Source organism: Aliiroseovarius sp. PrR006 (genome assembly GCF_010500215.1).
In the GTDB taxonomy this organism is placed as follows: domain Bacteria; phylum Pseudomonadota; class Alphaproteobacteria; order Rhodobacterales; family Rhodobacteraceae; genus Aliiroseovarius.
The window spans coordinates 100,783-120,447 of sequence record NZ_JAAGOY010000007.1 but is presented as its reverse complement, the minus strand read 5'-3'; the positions used below and the strand labels follow the sequence as shown (position 1 = coordinate 120,447).

The 19,665-nt window shown below is 58.5% G+C and carries 19 protein-coding genes; 11 read left to right on the top strand and 8 right to left on the bottom strand.

What is annotated here, in order from left to right:
- Window positions 1-95 precede the first annotated feature (95 nt).
- Together G0Q00_RS09140 and G0Q00_RS09135 are read left to right on the top strand one after the other, a co-directional pair.
- Window positions 96-728 (top strand): TetR family transcriptional regulator C-terminal domain-containing protein, encoded by a 633-nt coding sequence (locus G0Q00_RS09140; RefSeq protein WP_163038608.1) that lies wholly within the window; start codon window positions 96-98, stop codon window positions 726-728.
- 41 nt (window positions 729-769) lie between these two features.
- Window positions 770-1,354: a TetR family transcriptional regulator C-terminal domain-containing protein gene (locus tag G0Q00_RS09135; protein ID WP_239058405.1), complete on the top strand. Its 585-nt coding sequence runs from the start codon at window positions 770-772 to the stop codon at window positions 1,352-1,354.
- Here the strand turns inward: G0Q00_RS09135 and G0Q00_RS09130 are convergent.
- The 4 genes from G0Q00_RS09130 to ychF form a co-directional block, all read right to left on the bottom strand.
- On the bottom strand, window positions 1,335-2,285 hold the full coding sequence (locus tag G0Q00_RS09130) for a DMT family transporter (protein ID WP_163038604.1): 951 nt from the start codon (window positions 2,283-2,285) through the stop codon (window positions 1,335-1,337). The genes G0Q00_RS09135 and G0Q00_RS09130 overlap by 20 nt on opposite strands.
- Complete coding sequence (preA, locus tag G0Q00_RS09125) at window positions 2,233-3,537, bottom strand: NAD-dependent dihydropyrimidine dehydrogenase subunit PreA (protein WP_163038602.1); 1,305 nt, start codon at window positions 3,535-3,537, stop codon at window positions 2,233-2,235. The genes G0Q00_RS09130 and preA overlap by 53 nt, the downstream gene beginning before the upstream one ends.
- Window positions 3,537-4,877, bottom strand: a complete 1,341-nt coding sequence (locus G0Q00_RS09120) for an NAD(P)-dependent oxidoreductase (RefSeq protein WP_163038600.1) — start codon at window positions 4,875-4,877, stop codon at window positions 3,537-3,539. The genes preA and G0Q00_RS09120 overlap by 1 nt, the downstream gene beginning before the upstream one ends.
- A gap of 199 nt (window positions 4,878-5,076) precedes the next feature.
- Window positions 5,077-6,174 (bottom strand): redox-regulated ATPase YchF, encoded by a 1,098-nt coding sequence (ychF, locus tag G0Q00_RS09115; protein ID WP_163038598.1) that lies wholly within the window; start codon window positions 6,172-6,174, stop codon window positions 5,077-5,079.
- Window positions 6,175-6,274: 100 nt separating this feature from the next.
- Between ychF and G0Q00_RS09110 the strand changes: the two genes are divergently transcribed.
- Together G0Q00_RS09110 and trpA are read left to right on the top strand one after the other, a co-directional pair.
- Window positions 6,275-6,691: a VOC family protein gene (locus G0Q00_RS09110; protein WP_163038596.1), complete on the top strand. Its 417-nt coding sequence runs from the start codon at window positions 6,275-6,277 to the stop codon at window positions 6,689-6,691.
- A 59-nt stretch (window positions 6,692-6,750) separates the two neighbouring features.
- Complete coding sequence (trpA, locus tag G0Q00_RS09105; RefSeq protein ID WP_163038595.1) at window positions 6,751-7,542, top strand: tryptophan synthase subunit alpha; 792 nt, start codon at window positions 6,751-6,753, stop codon at window positions 7,540-7,542.
- A gap of 6 nt (window positions 7,543-7,548) precedes the next feature.
- Here trpA and G0Q00_RS09100 read toward each other — a convergent pair whose 3' ends face one another.
- Both G0Q00_RS09100 and G0Q00_RS09095 read right to left on the bottom strand, forming a co-directional pair.
- A complete protein-coding gene (locus G0Q00_RS09100; protein WP_163038593.1) occupies window positions 7,549-8,766 on the bottom strand; it encodes an FAD-binding oxidoreductase in 1,218 nt (405 codons plus the stop codon).
- Between the two features lie 33 nt (window positions 8,767-8,799).
- Window positions 8,800-9,306: a DUF2478 domain-containing protein gene (locus G0Q00_RS09095; RefSeq protein ID WP_163038591.1), complete on the bottom strand. Its 507-nt coding sequence runs from the start codon at window positions 9,304-9,306 to the stop codon at window positions 8,800-8,802.
- A 96-nt stretch (window positions 9,307-9,402) separates the two neighbouring features.
- Between G0Q00_RS09095 and G0Q00_RS09090 the strand changes: the two genes are divergently transcribed.
- Both G0Q00_RS09090 and creD read left to right on the top strand, forming a co-directional pair.
- Window positions 9,403-10,266: a DUF1989 domain-containing protein gene (locus G0Q00_RS09090; protein WP_163038589.1), complete on the top strand. Its 864-nt coding sequence runs from the start codon at window positions 9,403-9,405 to the stop codon at window positions 10,264-10,266.
- A 68-nt stretch (window positions 10,267-10,334) separates the two neighbouring features.
- Window positions 10,335-11,810, top strand: a complete 1,476-nt coding sequence (gene creD / locus G0Q00_RS09085; protein WP_163038587.1) for a cell envelope integrity protein CreD — start codon at window positions 10,335-10,337, stop codon at window positions 11,808-11,810.
- A gap of 51 nt (window positions 11,811-11,861) precedes the next feature.
- Here the strand turns inward: creD and deoD are convergent, their stop codons facing one another.
- Together deoD and G0Q00_RS09075 are read right to left on the bottom strand one after the other, a co-directional pair.
- Window positions 11,862-12,566 (bottom strand): purine-nucleoside phosphorylase, encoded by a 705-nt coding sequence (gene deoD, locus G0Q00_RS09080; protein ID WP_163038586.1) that lies wholly within the window; start codon window positions 12,564-12,566, stop codon window positions 11,862-11,864.
- Window positions 12,567-12,673: 107 nt separating this feature from the next.
- Window positions 12,674-14,638 (bottom strand): protein meaA, encoded by a 1,965-nt coding sequence (locus tag G0Q00_RS09075; RefSeq protein ID WP_163038584.1) that lies wholly within the window; start codon window positions 14,636-14,638, stop codon window positions 12,674-12,676.
- Window positions 14,639-14,850: 212 nt separating this feature from the next.
- Here G0Q00_RS09075 and G0Q00_RS09070 point away from each other — a divergent pair, with 212 nt between their 5' ends.
- The 5 genes from G0Q00_RS09070 (at window position 14,851) to G0Q00_RS09050 (ending at window position 19,608) form a co-directional block, all read left to right on the top strand.
- Window positions 14,851-16,293, top strand: coding sequence for a 1-acyl-sn-glycerol-3-phosphate acyltransferase (locus G0Q00_RS09070; protein ID WP_163038582.1), 1,443 nt, complete (start codon window positions 14,851-14,853; stop codon window positions 16,291-16,293).
- A 175-nt stretch (window positions 16,294-16,468) separates the two neighbouring features.
- Window positions 16,469-17,758, top strand: coding sequence for a crotonyl-CoA carboxylase/reductase (gene ccrA, locus G0Q00_RS09065; protein ID WP_163038580.1), 1,290 nt, complete (start codon window positions 16,469-16,471; stop codon window positions 17,756-17,758).
- 236 nt (window positions 17,759-17,994) lie between these two features.
- A complete protein-coding gene (locus tag G0Q00_RS09060) occupies window positions 17,995-18,210 on the top strand; it encodes a hypothetical protein (RefSeq protein WP_163038578.1) in 216 nt (71 codons plus the stop codon).
- Window positions 18,155-18,868 (top strand): LuxR family transcriptional regulator, encoded by a 714-nt coding sequence (locus tag G0Q00_RS09055; protein ID WP_163038576.1) that lies wholly within the window; start codon window positions 18,155-18,157, stop codon window positions 18,866-18,868. Before G0Q00_RS09060 ends, G0Q00_RS09055 begins: the two co-directional genes overlap by 56 nt.
- An 89-nt stretch (window positions 18,869-18,957) precedes the next feature.
- Window positions 18,958-19,608 carry an acyl-homoserine-lactone synthase gene (locus G0Q00_RS09050; RefSeq protein WP_163038574.1) on the top strand — a complete coding sequence of 217 codons (651 nt, stop codon included), beginning with the start codon at window positions 18,958-18,960 and terminating at the stop codon, window positions 19,606-19,608.
- Window positions 19,609-19,665: the final 57 nt, after the last annotated feature.

Below are 19,665 nucleotides of genomic sequence, written 5' to 3'. Positions count from 1 at the left end.
GCGAATTGTTCTGTTTTCTGAGGAAATCTCGTGCGAAAAGGGAAAGCACTGCGCGAAAGTTACGCAGAATTAAGGTGTGAAGTGTTGACGTAAGTATGGCGACAAAAGGCATTCAAAGCCGTAATCGGCAGGAAGTGACTGCGCGGATTCTAGCCGCCGCGGAACGCGTGTTCGCCGAGTTCGGATACGCGGGTGCGTCGATCAGCCGAATCGCGGCGCAGGCGGGTATTCCGAAATCGAACGTGGTTTATTACTTCGAGACCAAGGAGCTTCTGTATCGTCGCGTGGTGGGCGAGATCTTTGATATCTGGCGCGCGGCGGCGGACAGCATCACCGTTGACAATGACCCGATCCAGGCGCTGGGCGATTATATCGACACGAAGCTCGATCTGGCGCGGACGCGGCCTTATGGCTCTAAAGTCTGGGCGAATGAGATCATCCAGCGCGCGCCGATTGTGCAGGACTATTTGGAAGATGAATTGCGGTCCTGGACGGAAGACCGGATCGTGGTGATCGAGGCGTGGATTGCGCGCGGGCAGATCCGCCCGATTAGCGCACGTCATCTGCTTTACGCCATCTGGGCAACGACGCAGCACTATGCGGATTTTACCCATCAGATCACCACCCTGAACGAAGGGGTCGAGTTGACCAATCGCCAGTGGGACGAGACCAAGTCGGCGGTGAAGGACCTGCTTCTGCGTGGCGTTGAAAAGCACGGTGGCGTGTAATGGCGCGGGCAGGGACAACAGCGCGCAAGACGCGCAATCAGATGGAAAAACGGCAGGCGATTTTCGAGGCTGCGCTGGACGTCTTCTCGGAAAAAGGGTTGCGGGGCACGACGTTAGAGCAAGTCGCCAAAGCCGCTGGGCTGTCCAAGCAGAACGTCGTCTACTACTTCAATGGCAAGGATCAGATCTATGCAGAGCTTCTGGAGAGCCTGCTGGAAAAGTGGGTGCAGCCGCTGCATGATCTGAATGCGGATGGCGATCCGATGGATGAGATCTTAACGTATGTCTCGCGCAAGGTTCAAATGTCGCGGAACATGCCACGCGAAAGTCGCTTGTTCGCGACCGAGATCTTGCACGGCGCGCCTCGTCTGGGTGAGGTGCTTCCGACGGACCTGAAGGCGCTGGTCGATGAAAAGGCCGCCATCATTCAGGACTGGATGGATGCTGGAAAACTGGCGCCGCTGGATCCGCATCACCTGATCTTTTCGATCTGGGCGATGACGCAGCACTATGCGGATTTCGATGTGCAGGTGCGGTCCGTGTTGGGGCCGGAGCGGTCCGCCACGCGGTTTGAGGATGCCGAGCGATTCATCAAGGATATGCTGATCAGGACGCTTCGGCCCTAAGCAGCATAAGCAGCGCCAGAAGGGTAGCAAAGACCCCCAGAAGCAGCATCAGCGGCTGGGTTTTGCCATGCAGCAACAGATCCCACAGGACCACCCAACTGGGCACCAGATAGGTGTAGGCCATAACCTTGCCCGCAGGCAGGCGCTGGGCTGCGTATTGCAGCAGGAAGAAGGAACCGGCGGTGGCTGCAACGGCCAGATAGATGATCACCAACCAGACCGCTGGGCGCAGGGCAGCATAGTCCGTCGCGATCAGGTCTGGCGCGCCGTAGATGGCCGTGACGACTAACGCCCCCAGAATGGTCCCGATCGAGGTCTGGACCGGTTTCACGTCATGGGCCAGCTTGCGGGCGAGCGCGGGGACCATGGCATGAGCGAAAGCGCCGACAGTGAACAAGGCCTCGCCAAATCCGATCTCGAACCTGAGCAGCGCATTTAGATCAGCGCGGAAGATCACCCAGATTGCGCCTAGGGCTCCGATGGTCAGGGCGATCAGAGTCCAGCGGCTGGCGTATTGACGGGCGATGGCATAGCCGAACCCGGCAGCCATCAACGGCGTCAGGGTGAAGACAGCCGCAGTGGATACCGCCGACGTGACGCGCAGCGCCTCGAACATGGTGATGAAATAGACAGCCATCAGCCCGCCCATCAGGCCAAAGCGCCAGAAGCGGTGGAATACAGGGGCAATCGGCACCCGCATTGCCTTCGCGACGACCATCAGCAGCAACGCAGCCAGCGCAAAGCGCACGGTGCTCAGCGCCGCCGGGGCCATGTCGCGGGCCACGATATGTCCAAAGGTGAAGGACAGCGACACCAGCATCGAAAAGCTGAGCATCGCCAAATGGCCCTGCCACGCAGGCAGCAGGGCCGAAGGTTTTTTACTCCGCAGCGGTTGCGCCGGGGTTGTTGGGGTGGGTCGTCCAGTTTGCATACTCATCCGCAACAGGCTTTCCGGTCCGTTCATCCATGGCGCCGGGCGCGATGGTTTCCATCGTGATACAGCCTTCGACGGGGCAGACATTGACGCACAGGTTGCAAGCAACGCATTCGTCGTCTTTCACGTCAAAGACACGGTCTTCGGACATGGTGATTGCCTGATGCGAGGTATCTTCGCAAGCGGCAAAGCAACGGCCACATTTGATGCAGTCCTCTTGGCTGATCCGCGCCTTAGTGACGTGGTTCAGGTTCAGATACTGCCAGTCGGTGACGTTCGGAACAGCGCGACCTACAATTTCATCAATCGAATTGTAACCCTGTTCGTCCATCCATTGCGACAGGCCCGAGATCATCTCTTGCACCACTTTGAAGCCATAGGTCATCGCGGCGGTACAGACCTGAACGTTACCCGCGCCAAGCGCCATGAACTCAGCAGCGTCGCGCCACGTGGTCACACCGCCAATGCCCGAGATGGGAAGGCCGTGCGTGCCGGGGTTGCGGGCGATCTCGGCCACCATGTTCAGGGCGATCGGTTTCACCGCCGGACCGCAATAGCCGCCATGGGTGCCTTTGCCGTCGATCATCGGTTCGGGCGACATGGCGTCCAGATTGACGGATGTGATCGAGTTGATCGTGTTGATCAGGCTGACTGCATCCGCGCCGCCATCCTTGGCGGCTTGCGCCGGGTGCAGGATGTTGGTGATGTTGGGCGTTAGCTTCACGATCACCGGCAGGTCGGTGGCTTCTTTGCACCAGCGGGTGACCATCTCGATATACTCGGGGACCTGACCAACCGCAGACCCCATGCCACGTTCGGCCATGCCATGCGGACAGCCAAAGTTCAGCTCGAATCCATCGCAGCCGGTTTCCGCGATGCGAGGAATGATTTCTTTCCACGCGTCTTCTTCGCAGGGCACCATGACGGATGCGATCAGCGCGTGATCGGGATAATCCTTCTTAACGCGGGTCATTTCGGCAAGGTTCACCTCAAGCGGTCGGTCGGTGATCAGCTCGATATTGTTCAGGCCCAGAAGGCGACGATCCGCGCCGTGAATGGCGCCGTAGCGCGGACCATTCACGTTGACGACGGGCGGACCTTCCATGCCGAGCGTTTTCCAGACCACACCGCCCCAACCGGCCTCGAACGCGCGGCGGACATTGTATTCCTTATCCGTGGGCGGGGCCGAGGCCAGCCAGAACGGGTTGGGAGACGAAATTCCAAGAAAGTTTGATGTCAGATCAGCCATTAGCTTGCTCCCATCAATGTAGCGTGAATATCCATGGCCGCATCGCGACCTTCGGCAACGGCGGTGACGGTCAGATCGTCCCCGCCCGAGGCACAGTCGCCCCCGGCCCAGACACCTGAAACGCTGCTGCGCTGTGCGTCATCGACCTTGATCTTGCCACCCTCAAGGGTCAGCGCGTCGGGCGTGTCGCCCAGCTTCTGACCGATGGCTTTGAACAGCTGATCGGCGGGCAGGGTGAAGGTCTCGTCCAGCGTAACCAACTTGCCGTTTTGGGTTTCGGTATAAGCAAAGGTGACGCCGGTCAGCGATCCGTTGCCTTCGACACCCACGGGGGTTGCGTTGCAGATCAGGGTGACACCCTTTTGCTGTGCAAGCTCTTGTTCGAAACTTGAGGCGGCCATCGCTTCTTGTCCGCGGCGATAGACGATGGTGACGTCTTCCGCGCCCAGCAGCTTTGCTTGCACGCCTGCGTCAATCGCGGTCATGCCGCCGCCGATGACGACGACCCGGCGTCCAACGGGCAGGGCGGTCAGATCGGAGGCCTGACGCAGATCGGCAATGAAATCAACGGCGTCCGAGACGTTGTCTTTGTCTTCGCCATCCATTCCCAGCGCATTGACTGCGGTCAGCCCCATGCCAAGGAAGACTGCGTCAAAGTCGCTTTGCAGCGCGTTCAGCGTGATCCCGTCTCCAAGCGATTGACCATAGCGGATCTCAATCCCGCCAATGGACAGCAGCCAGTCCAGCTCGCGCTGGGCGAAGTCGTTGGTGGATTTATAGGCGGCGATGCCGAACTCGTTCAGACCGCCCCCTTTGGCGCGCGCTTCGAACACCGCAACGTCGTGGCCCAGCATGGCCAGACGGTGTGCGCAGGACAGGCCTGCGGGACCGGCGCCAATAACGGCGACCGATTTACCGGTCTTGTCCGCGCGGGTGAACGGGTGGCTATTCGATGCCATCAGCGTGTCGGTGGCATAGCGCTGCAAGCGACCGATTTCGACCGGTTTGCCTTCTGCGGTTTCACGCACGCAAACCTCTTCGCACAAGGTCTCGGTCGGGCAGACACGGGCGCACATGCCGCCCAAAATGTTCTGGTTCAGAATGGTCTTCGCGGCGGCCTCGGGTGTGCCGGTGGCGATTTGCCGGATGAAAAGCGGAATATCGATCGAGGTGGGGCAGGCGGTCATGCACGGTGCGTCGTGACAGAAATAGCAGCGATCTGCTGCGACCAGTGCCTCGTGCCCGTCATATTCCGGGTGAAGGTCGGTAAAGTTGTCGGCTACTTGCGTCGGGTCTAACCGCCCGGCTGCAACGCCATTTTCCCTGTTGATATGTGCCATAGCTGGTTCCTTGGATTGGCTTTGGTGCATTCAGTAGGGCATAGAATTAAAAGTTTTACCAGATGGTAAAATTAATTTCTGTTGGTGAGGGGTGTCATGTCCGCGTGGAAACAAGAGGCACGGATGCCCGCGCCACCCCAGAAAACGAAAAAGCCGCGACGGGCTGTCGCGGCTTTAGCTGTTTGATATTTAAGTTAGATCAGGCGTTGAACAAGAAGTGCAGAACGTCGCCGTCTTTGACCATATAGCCTTTGCCTTCTGCCCGCATCTTGCCGGCTTCTTTTGCAGGGCCTTCACCGCCCAATTCGACATAATCGTCATAGGCAATGGTCTCGGCCCGGATGAAACCACGCTCGAAATCGCCGTGAATCACGCCTGCGGCCTGCGGGGCCATGGTGCCTTCGCGGATGGTCCAGGCGCGGGCCTCTTTCGGGCCGACGGTGAAATAGGTTTCCAAATGCAGAAGCTCGTAGCCCGCGCGGATCAGACGATCCAGACCAGCTTCGGCCAGACCAAGCTCTTCCAGAAACATCTCCATGTCCTCGTCTTCAAGCTGGCTGATTTCTTCTTCGATCTTGGCGGAAATCACGACGGAAGCGGCACCCTGCGCTGCGGCCATTTCTTCCACGGCTTTCGAGTACGCATTGCCGGTGGCTGCATCGCTTTCATCCACGTTGCAGACATAAAGGATCTTCTTGGTGGTCAGAAGCTGCAGCAACTTCCACGCTTTCTTGTCTTCCTCGTCCACTTCAACGGTTCGCGCGGGCTGGCCGTTTTCCAAGACCTCTTGTGCAGCGGCCAGAAGGCGATCCTGCTGCTGGGCGTCTTTGTCATTGCCCTTCAGCTTGCGCACCAGACCGGCGCGGCGTTTCTCGATGCTTTCCAGATCGGCCAGCATCAGTTCAGTCTCGATCACTTCGGCGTCTTCAACCGGGTTCACGCGACCGTCAACGTGGGTTACGTCGCCATCGTCAAAGCAGCGCAGAACGTGAGCAATCGCGTCGGTTTCGCGAATGTTGGCCAGGAACTGGTTGCCCAGACCTTCACCCTTGGACGCGCCCTTTACCAGACCAGCGATGTCTACAAAAGTCATGCGGGCGGGGATGATCTCTTTCGACGACGCAATCGCAGCCAGCTTGTCCAGACGTGCGTCCGGCACGTTCACTTCACCCGTATTGGGTTCAATGGTACAGAAGGGGAAGTTGGCAGCCTGCGCGGCAGCCGTTTTGGTCAGTGCGTTGAACAGGGTCGATTTGCCCACATTCGGCAGACCCACAATACCCATCTTGAAACCCATCACGGCCTCCGTCGTTGAAATACTCGCGCGTTCTAGGGCTTTGACAGGCTGGGCGCAAGCGTGGTGGAGTGGGAAGGCATGAATTGGAGGAGGATGACGTATGCAACCTATTCCCTATGTGTTTTTCAAAGACCAAGCGCGCGCCGCCATGACCCGCTATGGCGAGGTGTTCGGGACCGCGCCCGAGATCATGTCGTTCAAGGATATGCCCGAAGAAGATCGCGCCCAAATGCCGGGTGTGCCGGATGACGCGGTGATGCATGCCGGGGTGGCTATCGGGGACGGTTGGCTCTTCGCCAGTGACGATCCCTCGGGCGAGACGCCCGCGATGGCAGGCTGCAATGTGTGTGTCTCACTGGCTGGCGACGACGAAACCCGCCGCGTGTTCGATGCCTTGGCCGAGGGCGGTGATGTACGCATGCCCCTGTCTCCGATGTTCTGGACCTCGCTTTTCGGCACATTGACCGACAAATTCGGGGTGCGGTGGATGATTATGGCGGACAGTGATTATCAGTGAGCCATTGATTTTCCTGTCCCGCTTGGGCAAACCGGGCTGGACCAAGAAGGGGATCACGCATGACTCGCATCGACGCCAAATTTGCCGCGCTTAAGGAAAAGGGCCAGAAAGCCTTTGTTGCTTATATTATGGGCGGTGATCCCGATATGGAAACTTCGCTTGAGGTGATGAAGGGTTTGCCCGCAGCGGGCGTCGACGTGATCGAACTGGGCGTGCCCTTCACCGATCCGATGGCAGATGGCCCGACCATTCAGCTGGCCGGGCAGCGCGCGCTGGAAGGTGGTATGACCCTTCAAAAGACACTGGATATGGCCGCAGAGTTCCGCAAAGAAGACGACACCACGCCGATCGTGCTGATGGGTTACTACAACCCGATCTACAATCGTGGCGTGGATCAGTTTCTGGTGGATGCGAAAGCAGCTGGCGTTGATGGGCTGATCGTGGTGGACCTGCCGCCGGAAGAGGATGACGAACTGTGCATCCCCGCGCAAAAAGCGGGTCTGAACTTCATCCGTCTTGCGACCCCCACAACCGATGACAAGCGCTTGCCGAAGGTGCTGCAGAACACCTCGGGCTTTGTGTATTACGTGTCGGTGACTGGTGTGACTGGGTCTGCCGAGGCGCAATCAGGCGATGTTGGTCCGGAAGTGGCTCGCATCAAATCGGCAACCAATATTCCGGTGATCGTCGGCTTCGGCGTGAACACCCCCGAAAAGGCCGAGGCGATCGCCAGTGTGGCGGACGGCACCGTGGTCGGATCGGCCATCGTATCGAAAATCGGCGCGGGAGAGCCTGTGGCCGATATTCTGGACTTCGTGAAGTCTTTGGCTGACGGCGCACACCGCGGCTAATCGTGATCAGATCACGGCGCTCTCGCCAAAGGGGGTGCCGGTGATGATCCGTTCATACCCAAAGGGTGACAGGTCCATGCTGCGATAGCTGCCATGGACGATCAGTTCGGCCAATCCGCGCCCCATGGCAGGGGCTTGCTGCAACCCGTGTCCCGAGAACCCATTGATAAAGTGGAAGTTTTCCAGCTCAGGGTGCGGCCCGAGGATGGCGTTCTGATCCAGCGTATTATAGGCATAGTGCCCGGCCCATTCGGTGACGATCTTCAGCGCCTCGAACTGCGGAATACGGGTGGCGATGTGGGGCCAGACATGAGTTTCCCAGATGCTGTGATCCATGTGGAAATCATCGGGTGCGACGGCGATGTCGTCATGAGGAGCGGCGCCGACCATATAGGTCTCGGGCCCGTCCTGGCGGAAATGGATGCCACTGGGGTCGACGGTCAGGGGTAGGGGGCGGTCCAGCGGATTGGCTGCGCTGAAGACCCAGGTGAAGCGCTTGCGCGGCTCGATTGGAACATCCAGCCCGGCCATTTTCGACAAGAACGCCGCACGAGGCCCGGCGGCGTTGACCAGATGGCTGCATCCGATCTGCGTGCCGTCCGAGAGCGTGACCGAGGTGGTGCGTGCGCCGTCGGTCTGAATGCCCGTGACCTCGCCCGACATGTATTCCACACCCGCCTCGATGGCCTTGCGGCGGAACCAATCGAACAGAGCACCTCCGTCCCAATAGCCTTCATCGACCGCGCCGTGGCTGCCCAGAATGATGTCTTCCAGATCATAGAATGGAAAGGCCAGGGCCAGTTCTTCGCGGGTCAGAATACATGTGCCCGCCCCAAGGGCTGCTTGCATGGCCTGTGCGGCCTTCAGTTCCTCGGCGCGAGTTTCGTTATCCGCTAGGTAGAGATAGCCAAAATCCTGCACCGTGATGTTTTCGATGCGTTCGTCCCCGCCCATGTTGGCGCGCAGGTCTTTGATGAATTGAAGTGTGAATTGTGAAATTTTCACGTTCAAGGCTTCGGAGAACTGCTGCCGAATGCAGGAATTTGTATGGGCGGTCGAGCATTGCGCGAAGCTGGGATCGCGCTCGATCACCAAGACGCGCCCGTCGAAATCAGCGTTTTGCGACAACCACCATGCGACCGAGGAGCCCATGATGGCTCCCCCAACAATTACGACGTCATAGGTGCTGTGGTCGGGCTGGGTGCGGAAGGACCGTTGGCTCACGGAAGGCTCCTATCGTAGGGAATAGGTGTCAGGTCAGGCGCGACCGGTTGCTGATAGCGCCCATTCCATCACCGCGTCATGTTCGGGCGCGATCTCTTCGGCTTCACCTACGAATGCCATGAACGCGTCGCGCGAGCCTTCGCTGAGCCCGATGATGGCCGGGATATCCTGCGCCAAGGCTTGGCCTACGGCCTCGCGGAAGCCGCGCCCTTCGGCCTCTTGTTTGCCGAATTTGTTGACGATCAAGAGGTCCGCGCCGTTGCGCAGGCGTTCCTCGGTCTGACCTACAGCGGTTTCCAGCGCCTCGGGGTTCAGCTTGCAGCCACGGGCGTTGGCGCCAAGATACTGACTGATGCGGATTTTTGGTCCGTCAGGCAGCACCAATACATCCATATCGCAATGGTGCTCCTCAGCCCGTTCGGTGTCCAACTGCACGGTGCCGCACAGCGATACGCCTTTCTCGGCCAAGGCCTTCGCAATGCCTGCCAGCAAAAGGTTCGTCGTGCCCCGACCGGGCGCAATTACATATGCAAGTTTCATCGGCTGCTCCCTTTGGTTCTGACTTGGCAATCCTGCGGGGGCTTGTCAATTGCACAGGTCGCGTGTCTTGATGCGTTCAGACAACCGGAGTGCCTTATGAAACCCCAAAACCCCGCGCACGTCGCCCCCGCAGATGCCGAAGCTCGCAAAGCGGTGAAACCGGTTATTTGTTACCCGGTCGACAGTTTGCAGGCTCCAAATCTTGAGCTGTATCGCACCGCACGCGAGACGGCGCAGAAGGTGGATGAGGTTCTTGTTCCGGCCCGCGATGCAAGCACTTTCAGCGTGCCCGCCGGACAGTTCTTCCGTATATCGTCGGTCGAGGGGCCGCAGGTTGGGGATTTGAACCTGTGGAATGCGGATGATCTGAACGAACGGTTCTATTCCGGCAAAACCCGCGCCCTGCACGGCACACATTTGTCAGTCTCGGACCGCATGTGGACCAGCTTTCCCGCCATGCGCTCAATGGCCACCATCATTGACGACACGCTGGATTGGTACGGGTTTGACGAATTTGGAGGCTCGGTCCACGATGTGATCGGCACGCGATGTGATCCCTACACCAATAACTTGTTGTCTGGCGGGCAGTACCACCATTGCTGCCATTCGAACCTGACCCGTGCCTTGGCAGATCACCTTGGCTGTTCGCTGGATGAAGCACAGCCCCATGTGCATGACGTGCTGAACGTCTTCATGTGCACCGGCTTTACCCGCGATACGGGCCAGTATTTCATGAAGGCCAGCCCCGTCCGCCCCGGAGATTACCTTGAATTCTTTGCGGAAATTAACCTTTTGGGGGCGCTCAGTGCGTGCCCCGGCGGCGATTGCTCGGACGAGCATAGCTCGGACAGTGCGGCCTGTTATCCGCTGTTGGTCGAGGTGTTCGCCCCGCAAGAGGGTGCTCTAGGCGATTGGCAGTCTCCGCCTGTAAATGGTTATGACCAAAGCCACGGACGCTAAGGAAATCCCCAGCTTGTATGTCACGCCTCAACCCATAGTGTAGAAGCGTGCAGTAAAAGGAGTGTGCCATGCGATCCCTCGGCTGGCGTTTCATTATCGTAGGCGTTTTGTGCCTTGTGATGTTCATCCCCCTTATGATGGTGTCGGACATCGTGAATTCCCGTCGACACTATTCCGAAGACACGATCCGGTCGGTCGGGCAGGAATGGGGTGGAGAGCAGACGATCTCGGGCCCGAAAGTCGTGATTCCCGTGAAGGCCCGCGTCACTGTGACCGAGCTTCACAATGTGATCGACGAGGCCACGGGCCTTGTCATGCGCGACAAGGAAACAGGCGAAAACCTGCAAAAATTGGTCGAAGTCGAGCGGATCGAGAACCGCGAGCCCCTTCATGTCTATCCGGATGTGTTTGACGTCCAGATCACGACGGAAACCCAGATGCGCCATCGTGGCATTTTTCAGGTGCCGGTCTACAAAGCGCAGGCCAACATCGCGACCGAGTTCCCGTTTGATCGGGTCGAAGCGCAGCTGGACGAGGATGAGTTCGCCGTGTGGGAGGAGGCGAGCCTGCGTCTTTCAGTCAGTTCGAACCGTGCCCTGCGTGGCGAAGCCCGCCTGACTGCGGATGGAGAAGAAATCTTGATGGAGCCGCTGGGCGAGGCTGCAGGTCTGATCGCGTTCCTGCCGGGTGGCAAGGGCCAAACCAAATTTGACTTGGTGCTTGGGCTGAATGGCGCGGCCCAGCTGCGCGTGGCCCCTGTTGGCCGGATATCGACAGTAGAAATGAACAGCGACTGGCCTGACCCCAGCTTTGGCGGGGCCTTCCTGCCCGACGGGTCCGAGATTTCTGACGACGGGTTCCAAGCCAAGTGGACCATTCCGCATCTAGCGCGCAGCCTGCCGCAGATTTCACGACAAGACTACGAGCAGATCGCGCGCAGAAGCACCGCGTTCGGCGTCAGCTTCTATCAACCTAATGATTTCTATCAAAAAGCCTGGCGTGCCGCGCGCTATGGCATCCTATTCGTGTCCCTGACCTTCCTGACGGTGCTGCTGATGGATATGCAAAGCAAAAAGCCGGTGCACCCGGTGCAATACCTGCTGATCGGTCTGTCGCAGGCGGTGTTCACCCTACTAATGCTGGCCTACGCCGAGCAGGTGGGCTTCACCGCTGCTTACGTTGGATCGGCGACAGCTTTGATCCTGCTGCTTCTGATGTTCGGTCGGTTCGCCTTGAAGCTTGGATCCCGCACATGGGTCTTGGGCGGGATGTTGGTACTGCTCTACGCGGTGCTCTATCTGATCCTCTATTCGACCGACTACGCGCTTCTGGCGGGTGCCACGCTGGCCTTTGTGGCGATCGGCGCCACCATGTATGCTACTCGAGACGAAGAGTGGTACGGCGAGGGCGGACCGGGCCCGGGGCTGTTTGCCCGGCGTGCGACCAAAAAGGCAGTGGCACGGTCCAGCCCTGTAGCGACACCAAATTCTGAAGGACCGTGGCGTGCATCACCTTCGGATGACACGCCGAATGAGGACAAATAACGAAAAAAGAGGCGCCGCATGGCGCCTCTTTTCATTCGGGATTGGGTGGGATCAGGCGAAAGCCGCTTCCAGCGCGATTTCAACCATGTCGCCAAAGGTCTTCTCACGCTGGTCCGAGGGCAGCGCCTCGCCGGTTTGCAGGTGGTCGGATACCGTCATGATCCCCAATGCCCGTACGCCATGGCGGGCGGCGAGGGTGTACAGCTCGGCAGCCTCCATCTCGACCCCAAGAATACCGTGGCGGGTCATCTCTTTGTTCAGGTCCGGGCGTTCGTCATAGAACGTGTCCGAGGAATAGATCCCGCCAACATGCACGCCCACATCGCGGCCACGTGCTGCCGCAACAGCCGCTTCCAGAAGGCCGTAGTCAGCGCATGGCGAGTAATTCAGTTCGCGGAAAATGGTGTTCGAGGGCGTTCCGACCGTAGTGCAGGTCATTGCGATCACTACGTCACGCACCTTCACCTGCGGCTGCATTCCGCCGCAAGACCCGATGCGGATCAGTGTTTTAGCACCATAATCCCGGATCAGCTCGTTCGCGTAGATCGAAATCGACGGCATACCCATGCCCGATCCCTGAATGCTTACACGGTTGCCTTTGTAAGTGCCGGTAAAACCTAGCATCCCACGCACTTCATTGACCAGCTCAGCCCCTTCAAGGAAATTCTCAGCCGCCCAACGCGCGCGATAGGGATCGCCCGGCATCAGGACGGTTTCTGCGATTTGGCCTTCTTCGGCTCCGATATGGACAGTCATGTCGCACTCCAATTCTTGTTTGAAGTGACGGTAGCGCGAACACCGGGAAAGGAAAAGGCACCTGCCGTGACGACAGGTGCCTTCAGATTTTGTTCAGGCCGGTTGGCTTACTCGGCTGCAACCGGGGCGGGGGCCACCAGCGTCACGATGTCTTCCATGATCGTGTTCAGCTCGAAATCCTTCGGGGTGTAGACCTTGGCAACACCCATGGCACGCAGGCGCTCGGCGTCTTCGTCGGGGATGATGCCACCGGCAACCACGGGCACGTCGCCAAGACCGGCCTCTTTCATCCGTTCCATCAGCTCTTCCAGCAGCGGGATGTGGCTGCCTGACAGGATCGACAGACCGACCACATGGGCCTTGGTCTCGATGGCCGAGGCCACAAGTTCCTCGGGTGTCAGGCGGATGCCTTCGTAGGTGATGTCCATGCCACAATCGCGGGCGCGGGCAGCGATTTGCTCGGCACCGTTCGAGTGTCCGTCCAGACCCGGCTTACCGACCAAGAAGGTCAGGCGGCGGCCCAGAGCGTCCGACACGGCGTCGACACGCGAGCGGATGTCCTCCAACCCTTCGGTGCGGTTCGACGGGTTCTTCGACACGCCAGTCGGTGCGCGATACTGGCCAAATGTCTGGCGCATCACTTCGCCCCATTCGCCAGTGGTCACGCCAGCTTTGGCTGCGGCGATAGACGAGGGCATGATGTTTTCGCCCGACTTGGCGGCAGCGCGCAAGGCGTTCAGGGCGTCCTGAACGGCGGCGTCGTCACGATCCGCGCGCCACTGTTCCAGACGCGCAATCTGGTCGGCTTCGGCTTCCTTATCAGCTACCATGATGGCCCCGTCGCCTGCAGTCAGCGGGCTTTCGGCGGCTTCGGTCCATTTGTTCACGCCGACTACCGTCGTGTCACCGACCTCGATCTTGCCGATGCGGGCAGCGTTCGATTCCACCAGACGCGACTTCATGTATTCGATGGCCGCAACCGCGCCACCCATGCCGTCGATCTGGGCAAGCTCGGCACGTGCGCCGTCTTTCAATTCAGCCACTTTGCGTTCGACGGCGGGGTTTTCGTCAAACAGGTCGTCGAACTCCAACAAGTCAGTTTCATAGGCCAGGATCTGCTGCATGCGCAGCGACCACTGCTGGTCCCACGGACGCGGCAGGCCAAGTGCTTCGTTCCATGCGGGCAGCTGCACCGCACGGGCACGGGCGTTTTTCGAAAGCGTCACGGCCAGCATCTCGATTAGGATGCGGTAGACGTTGTTTTCCGGCTGCTGCTCGGTCAGACCAAGCGAGTTCACCTGAACGCCATAACGGAAACGGCGGAATTTCGGGTCTTCCACGCCATACCGCTCGCGGGTGATTTCGTCCCATAGCTCGACAAAGGCGCGCATTTTACACATCTCGGTCACAAAGCGGATGCCGGCGTTTACGAAGAACGAGATGCGGCCGACCATGGCCGGGAAGGCCTCGGCAGGTACTTTCTCCTTCAGGTCGTCCAGAACTGCGATGGCGGTGGCCAGTGCGAATGCCAGCTCCTCCTCTGGCGTCGCACCGGCTTCCTGCAGGTGATAGGAACACACGTTCATCGGGTTCCATTTCGGCAGGTGCTCGCGCGTATAGGCTGCAACGTCGGTGATCATGCGCAGCGATGGCTTCGGCGGACATACATATGTACCGCGCGACAGGTATTCTTTGATGATGTCGTTCTGAACGGTGCCCTGCAGCTTCGAGATATCGGCGCCCTGTTCCTCGGCGGCCGCAATATAAAGCGACAGCAGCCACGGCGCAGTGGCGTTGATCGTCATCGAGGTGTTCATCTGTTCAAGCGGGATGTTGTCAAACAGCGCGCGCATGTCGCCCAGATGGCTGAGCGGTACGCCAACCTTGCCCACTTCACCGCGCGACAGTTTGTGATCGCTGTCATAGCCCGTCTGGGTCGGCAAATCGAAGGCGACCGACAACCCGGTCTGACCTTTTGCCAGATTGGTGCGGTACAGTTCGTTCGAGGCCTTTGCGGTCGAGTGACCCGCATAGGTGCGGAAAAGCCAGGGGCGGATGGTATTCGAAGACATGGCAGAGACTCACCTTATGTTGCGCTGCAGCATTTTTAGTCGCGCAAGAAAATTACGCAAGGGGTAAAATCACGGGAAGAAAGTTACGTGAAGTGCCTGTGTCGTCCGTAAGGGGGCGGCGTCTATATATGAAAGTGAATACCGAGGGCTCTTGGCACGGCGCATGCATCGGGCCACTTTACCTTTGTTGCATTTGGTGAGACAGGTTTGACATGACGCGCGTTGTGGAACTTCCTCTTTGGTTGCTTGTGCTGATCCTGGCTTTTGCCACGGTGACCTTTGCCTCGCATTTTCTGTTCCCGTCTGTGCGTTGGTTCTTTCGTAAGCGGCTGGAGCGTGCTGTCGCCAAGTTGAATGAACGGCTGGAGCGTCCGATCGAGCCGTTCAAGCTGGCCCGGCGCTATGACATGGTGCAGCGCCTGTCCTATGATCCGGAAGTGGCCAAGGCGATTGTCGAACACGCGCGCAAGGCAGGCATCCCGGAGCAGGTGGCCTTCGAAAAGGCCCAACGTTACGCGCGCGAGATCGTGCCGCGGTTTTCCGCCACCGCCTATTTCGGGTTCGGGATTCGCTTGGCCAAACTCTTGTCGCGCGCGTTCTATCGGGTGCGCCTTGGCGTCTTTGACGAGGCGCGGCTGGGTGAGATTGATCCCGACGCCACTGTGGTCTTTGTAATGAACCACCGATCCAACATGGACTATGTGCTGGTCACATGGCTGGCCGCCGAACGATCGCACCTTTCTTATGCGGTTGGGGAATGGGCGCGGGTCTGGCCCTTGCGCACGTTGATCCGATCGATGGGCGCGTATTTCATCCGGCGTAAAAGCCGCAACAACCTCTATCGCAAAGTTTTGTCGCGCTATGTGCGCATGGCGACGGATGGCGGCGTGACGCAAGCCATGTTCCCGGAAGGGGGGCTGAGCCTGAACGGCGAGGTCGGTGCGCCCAAGCTGGGGCTGCTCAGCTATATCGTGCAAGACTTCGTGCCGGGCGAAAGCCGCAATGTGGTCTTTATCCCTGTTGCGATGAACTATGACCGGGTGCTGGAAGACCGCGTGCTGGTGTCTGCGGATATCAAGGGAACGCGCCGTTTTGGGCTTCGGTTCAAATATGTGGCGCGTCATGTCGGGCGGCATGTGTGGCAGCGGGTCACTGGGCGCTTCTATCGCTTTGGCTATGCCTCGGTGTCTTTTGGCGACCCGGTGTCGCTGGTGGATTTCTTGGATGGGAACCCGCCTGAAGACATGTTGGAGCCTCTGGGGAATACGCTGATGGCGCGTATTCGTGATGTGGTGCCGGTGCTGCCTGTGCCGGTGGTCTCGGCTATTTTACTTGAGGGTGATGGGCAGACCCGCGCCGAGATCGTCGCGCGCTTTGATGCTTTGGTCTCGGCGATGGAGGCCGACGGCGCACATGTACATATCCCGCGGGGGGACATGGCTTACGCGGCCGAAGTCGGACTGCGCGAGCTTTTGCTGCGCAAGATCATTGTGGAAGACGGCGAGGGCGATGATGCTCAGTTCCACGTACATCGCCCTGACAGGCTGATCCTGGCCTATTACGCGAACTCTATCGCGCATCTCAGCCCGGAACTGGAGCCCATACATATCTCGGACCTGACCCCTGCCGAGGTCGCGGACGCGTCTGTGCTATAATGCGTATTGGGCGCGTCTACTTGACGTCGAGGTCAAAATCGGGCGCGACATAAAATTACAAAAAGTTGCCAATTGGTGTTGCAATCTTACTTTTAGAAAAGTAATGCTGCAGTAGCAGCCGCAATTCTGCACTGCGGCGATAGAATCAAATAACACGCGAAAACAGGAGGCCGCCATGGCTTTGGACACGCAAACTGGCATCGCCGAATATGATGCTCCGAAGAAAGATCTGTACGAGATCGGTGAAATGCCCCCGCTGGGCCACGTTCCCGCACAGATGTACGCATGGGCGATCCGCCGCGATCGTCAGGGCGAACCCAACAAGGCCATGCAGGTTGAAGTCGTAGAGACCCCCAAACTGGATAGCCACGAAGTTCTGGTCATGGTGATGGCCGCTGGCGTGAACTACAACGGCATCTGGGCCGGTCTGGGTGTACCTGTCAGCATGTTCGACGTGCACAAGCAGGACTATCACATTGCCGGATCGGATGCTTCAGGCATCGTTTGGGCCGTAGGTGACAAAGTCAAAGGCTGGAAAGTGGGCGACGAAGTTGTCATTCACTGTAACCAGGATGATGGCGACGACGAAGAATGCAACGGTGGCGATCCGATGTTCTCGCCCAGCCAGCGGATCTGGGGCTATGAAACCCCCGATGGCTCGTTCGCACAGTTCACCCGCGTTCAGGCGCAGCAGCTGCTGCACCGTCCCAAGCACCTGACCTGGGAAGAAAGCGCCTGCTACACGCTGACGCTGGCCACTGCATACCGTATGCTGTTCGGCCACCACCCGCATGAACTGAAGCCCGGTCAGAACGTTCTGGTTTGGGGTGCATCGGGCGGTCTGGGTTCCTACGCGATCCAGCTGATCAACGCAGCAGGCGGCAATGCCATCGGTGTGATCTCGGACGAAAGCAAGCGTGACTTCGTGATGGGGCTGGGCGCCAAGGGCGTGATCAACCGCAAGGACTTCACCTGCTGGGGCCAACTGCCCACCGTGAACACGCCGGAATACGACGTATGGTTCAAAGAGGCACGCCGCTTCGGCAAGGCCATCTGGGACATCACCGGCAAAGGCAACAACGTAGACATCGTATTCGAACACCCCGGTGAATCGACCTTCCCGGTCTCGAATCTGGTCTGCAAGAAGGGCGGCATGGTCGTGATTTGCGCCGGCACCACCGGTTTCAACTGTACCTTCGACGTTCGCTACACTTGGATGCACCAGAAGCGCTTGCAGGGCTCGCACTTCGCACACCTCAAGCAAGCGGCTTCGGCAAACAAGCTGATGATCGAGCGTCGCATCGACCCTTACATGTCGGAAGTGTTCCCGTGGGCGGAAATCCCGGATGCGCACATGAAGATGTATAAAAACGAACACAAGCCGGGCAACATGTCGGTACTGGTTCAGTCGCCGAAGACCGGCCTGCGGACCTTCGAAGACGCACTGGAAGCCGGCCCCAAATAAGCCGCACTTACTACCCAATTAAACCTGCCCGCTGCCTTACCAAAGGTGGCGGGCAATTGATTCTTGTATGCGAATCACCCCCATCAGTCCGCGGAATTTGTGAGATTTCCGTTACGGAAGGTAATTTTTCCACCTTTCGCTGCCTCGCTATTTATGGGGAGTTTCAATCCGCGAGTTAGAAGTGGCAAATACACCTGCTAAAGTTGCCAAAAGCGCTACTGTTCGAGGGTTTTGCCGTGTCTGACAAATGGATTGTTGATGTACTTGCCGACCTCATGGCCTATGCTGAGAGAAATGGTCTGAGTGTGACGGCAGAACAGCTTGAAGATGCGCGTCTCATTGCTTTGACCGAGATTTCAAACACGTCTCGCGAGCAGAAGGAGATCGCGCGTACCTATGACGAACCGGCTCGAAGACCTTCTCTTTACCTTGCAAGCGGCGGTCACGCTTGAAGACCTGCAAGCGGTACTGGAATCGCTGCGGGATCACTACAATGTCGAGCATACCGTTTATCATTGGGTAAACTCGGTCGGGGAACGTTACGGGGCGGGCACCTATTCGGCAGAATGGGTCGACCGATATCTTGAAAAAGACTACCTGCGGATGGACCCTGTTATTTTTGGCTGTTTTCAAAGGTTTACGCCGGTGTCCTGGAAAGAGCTCGACTGGTCGTCAAAACCAGCGCGCGAAATGTGGCAGGACGCATTGGATCACGGGCTGGGAAATCAGGGCTATACGATCCCCATTCGCGGACCAAGTGGACAGTTCGCGCTGTTTACGCTGAATGCGTCTCTCAGCGACGAGGAATGGGCGCAATTCATCGACGACAACGCCCGAGATCTGATGATCCTGGGACACGAGTTCAACAAAAAGGCGCTGGAATTCGAGCAGTGGGGTGAAGATGGAAGCGTGCCCGCGCTGTCCCCGCGCGAGCTGGAATCCATGAGCTGCCTTGCCCGGGGAATGAGCCGCGCACAGGCTGCGGCTGAGCTAAATATCTCGGAACATACGCTGCGCGTTTACATCGAAAGCTCGCGTCACAAACTGGGCGCGATGAATACAACTCACGCGGTCGCGCGGGCGCTTTCGGCTGGCATCATCATAATTTAAACACAGTTCTACCTCACGATGTATTTGCCATACGTTAACTAAGAGGCGAGCATTGTCCTATTAATCACTCGGACAAAGGAGCTCCACTCATGCTGCGTTACCTCTATGGCAATGATCTTTCGAAATTCCCTCTGCTGGCTGAAACCATGTTTCAGGATCGGGCTAAACAATTCTCGCATCGTCTTGGCTGGGACGTTTCGGTCGACGAGAAGGGATTTGAGCGCGACGAATATGACGACATGAACCCGCTTTACGTGATCTGGGAACAGGCCGATGGCCGTCACGGTGGGTCCATGCGCTTTCTACCTACGGTCGGGCAAACGATGGTGAATGACCACTTCAGCCACCTGACCGATGGCGTTCATATCGAAAGCCCGCTGATTTGGGAATGCACCCGATTTTGCCTGTCCCCAAGTGCAGATCGTCGTGCATCGGCGGCCCTTGCACTTGGCGCTGGTGAAATCATGGACACGTTCAAGCTGGAACATTATGTTGGCGTGTTCGATCCTCGGATGGAACGCATCTATCGTCTGATGGGCCTCGAGCCTGACGTGATCGGTATGGCCGGTGAAGGTCGCGACCGCATCGGAGTTGGTCTGTGGTCGATGGATGAAAGCGCGTTTGAACCTACCTTGAAAAGGGTTGGCGTAACGCGCGAGGTCAGCCAAGGCTGGCTGCGTTATTCGCTGTCGACAGTCAACCGCGCCCCAACACCGCAAATCATGCCGCGCAGCGCCTGATCAATTCCTGAGAAAAATCGGCGACCAGCGTCTTCGGGCGCTGGTGCTGCCCATGCC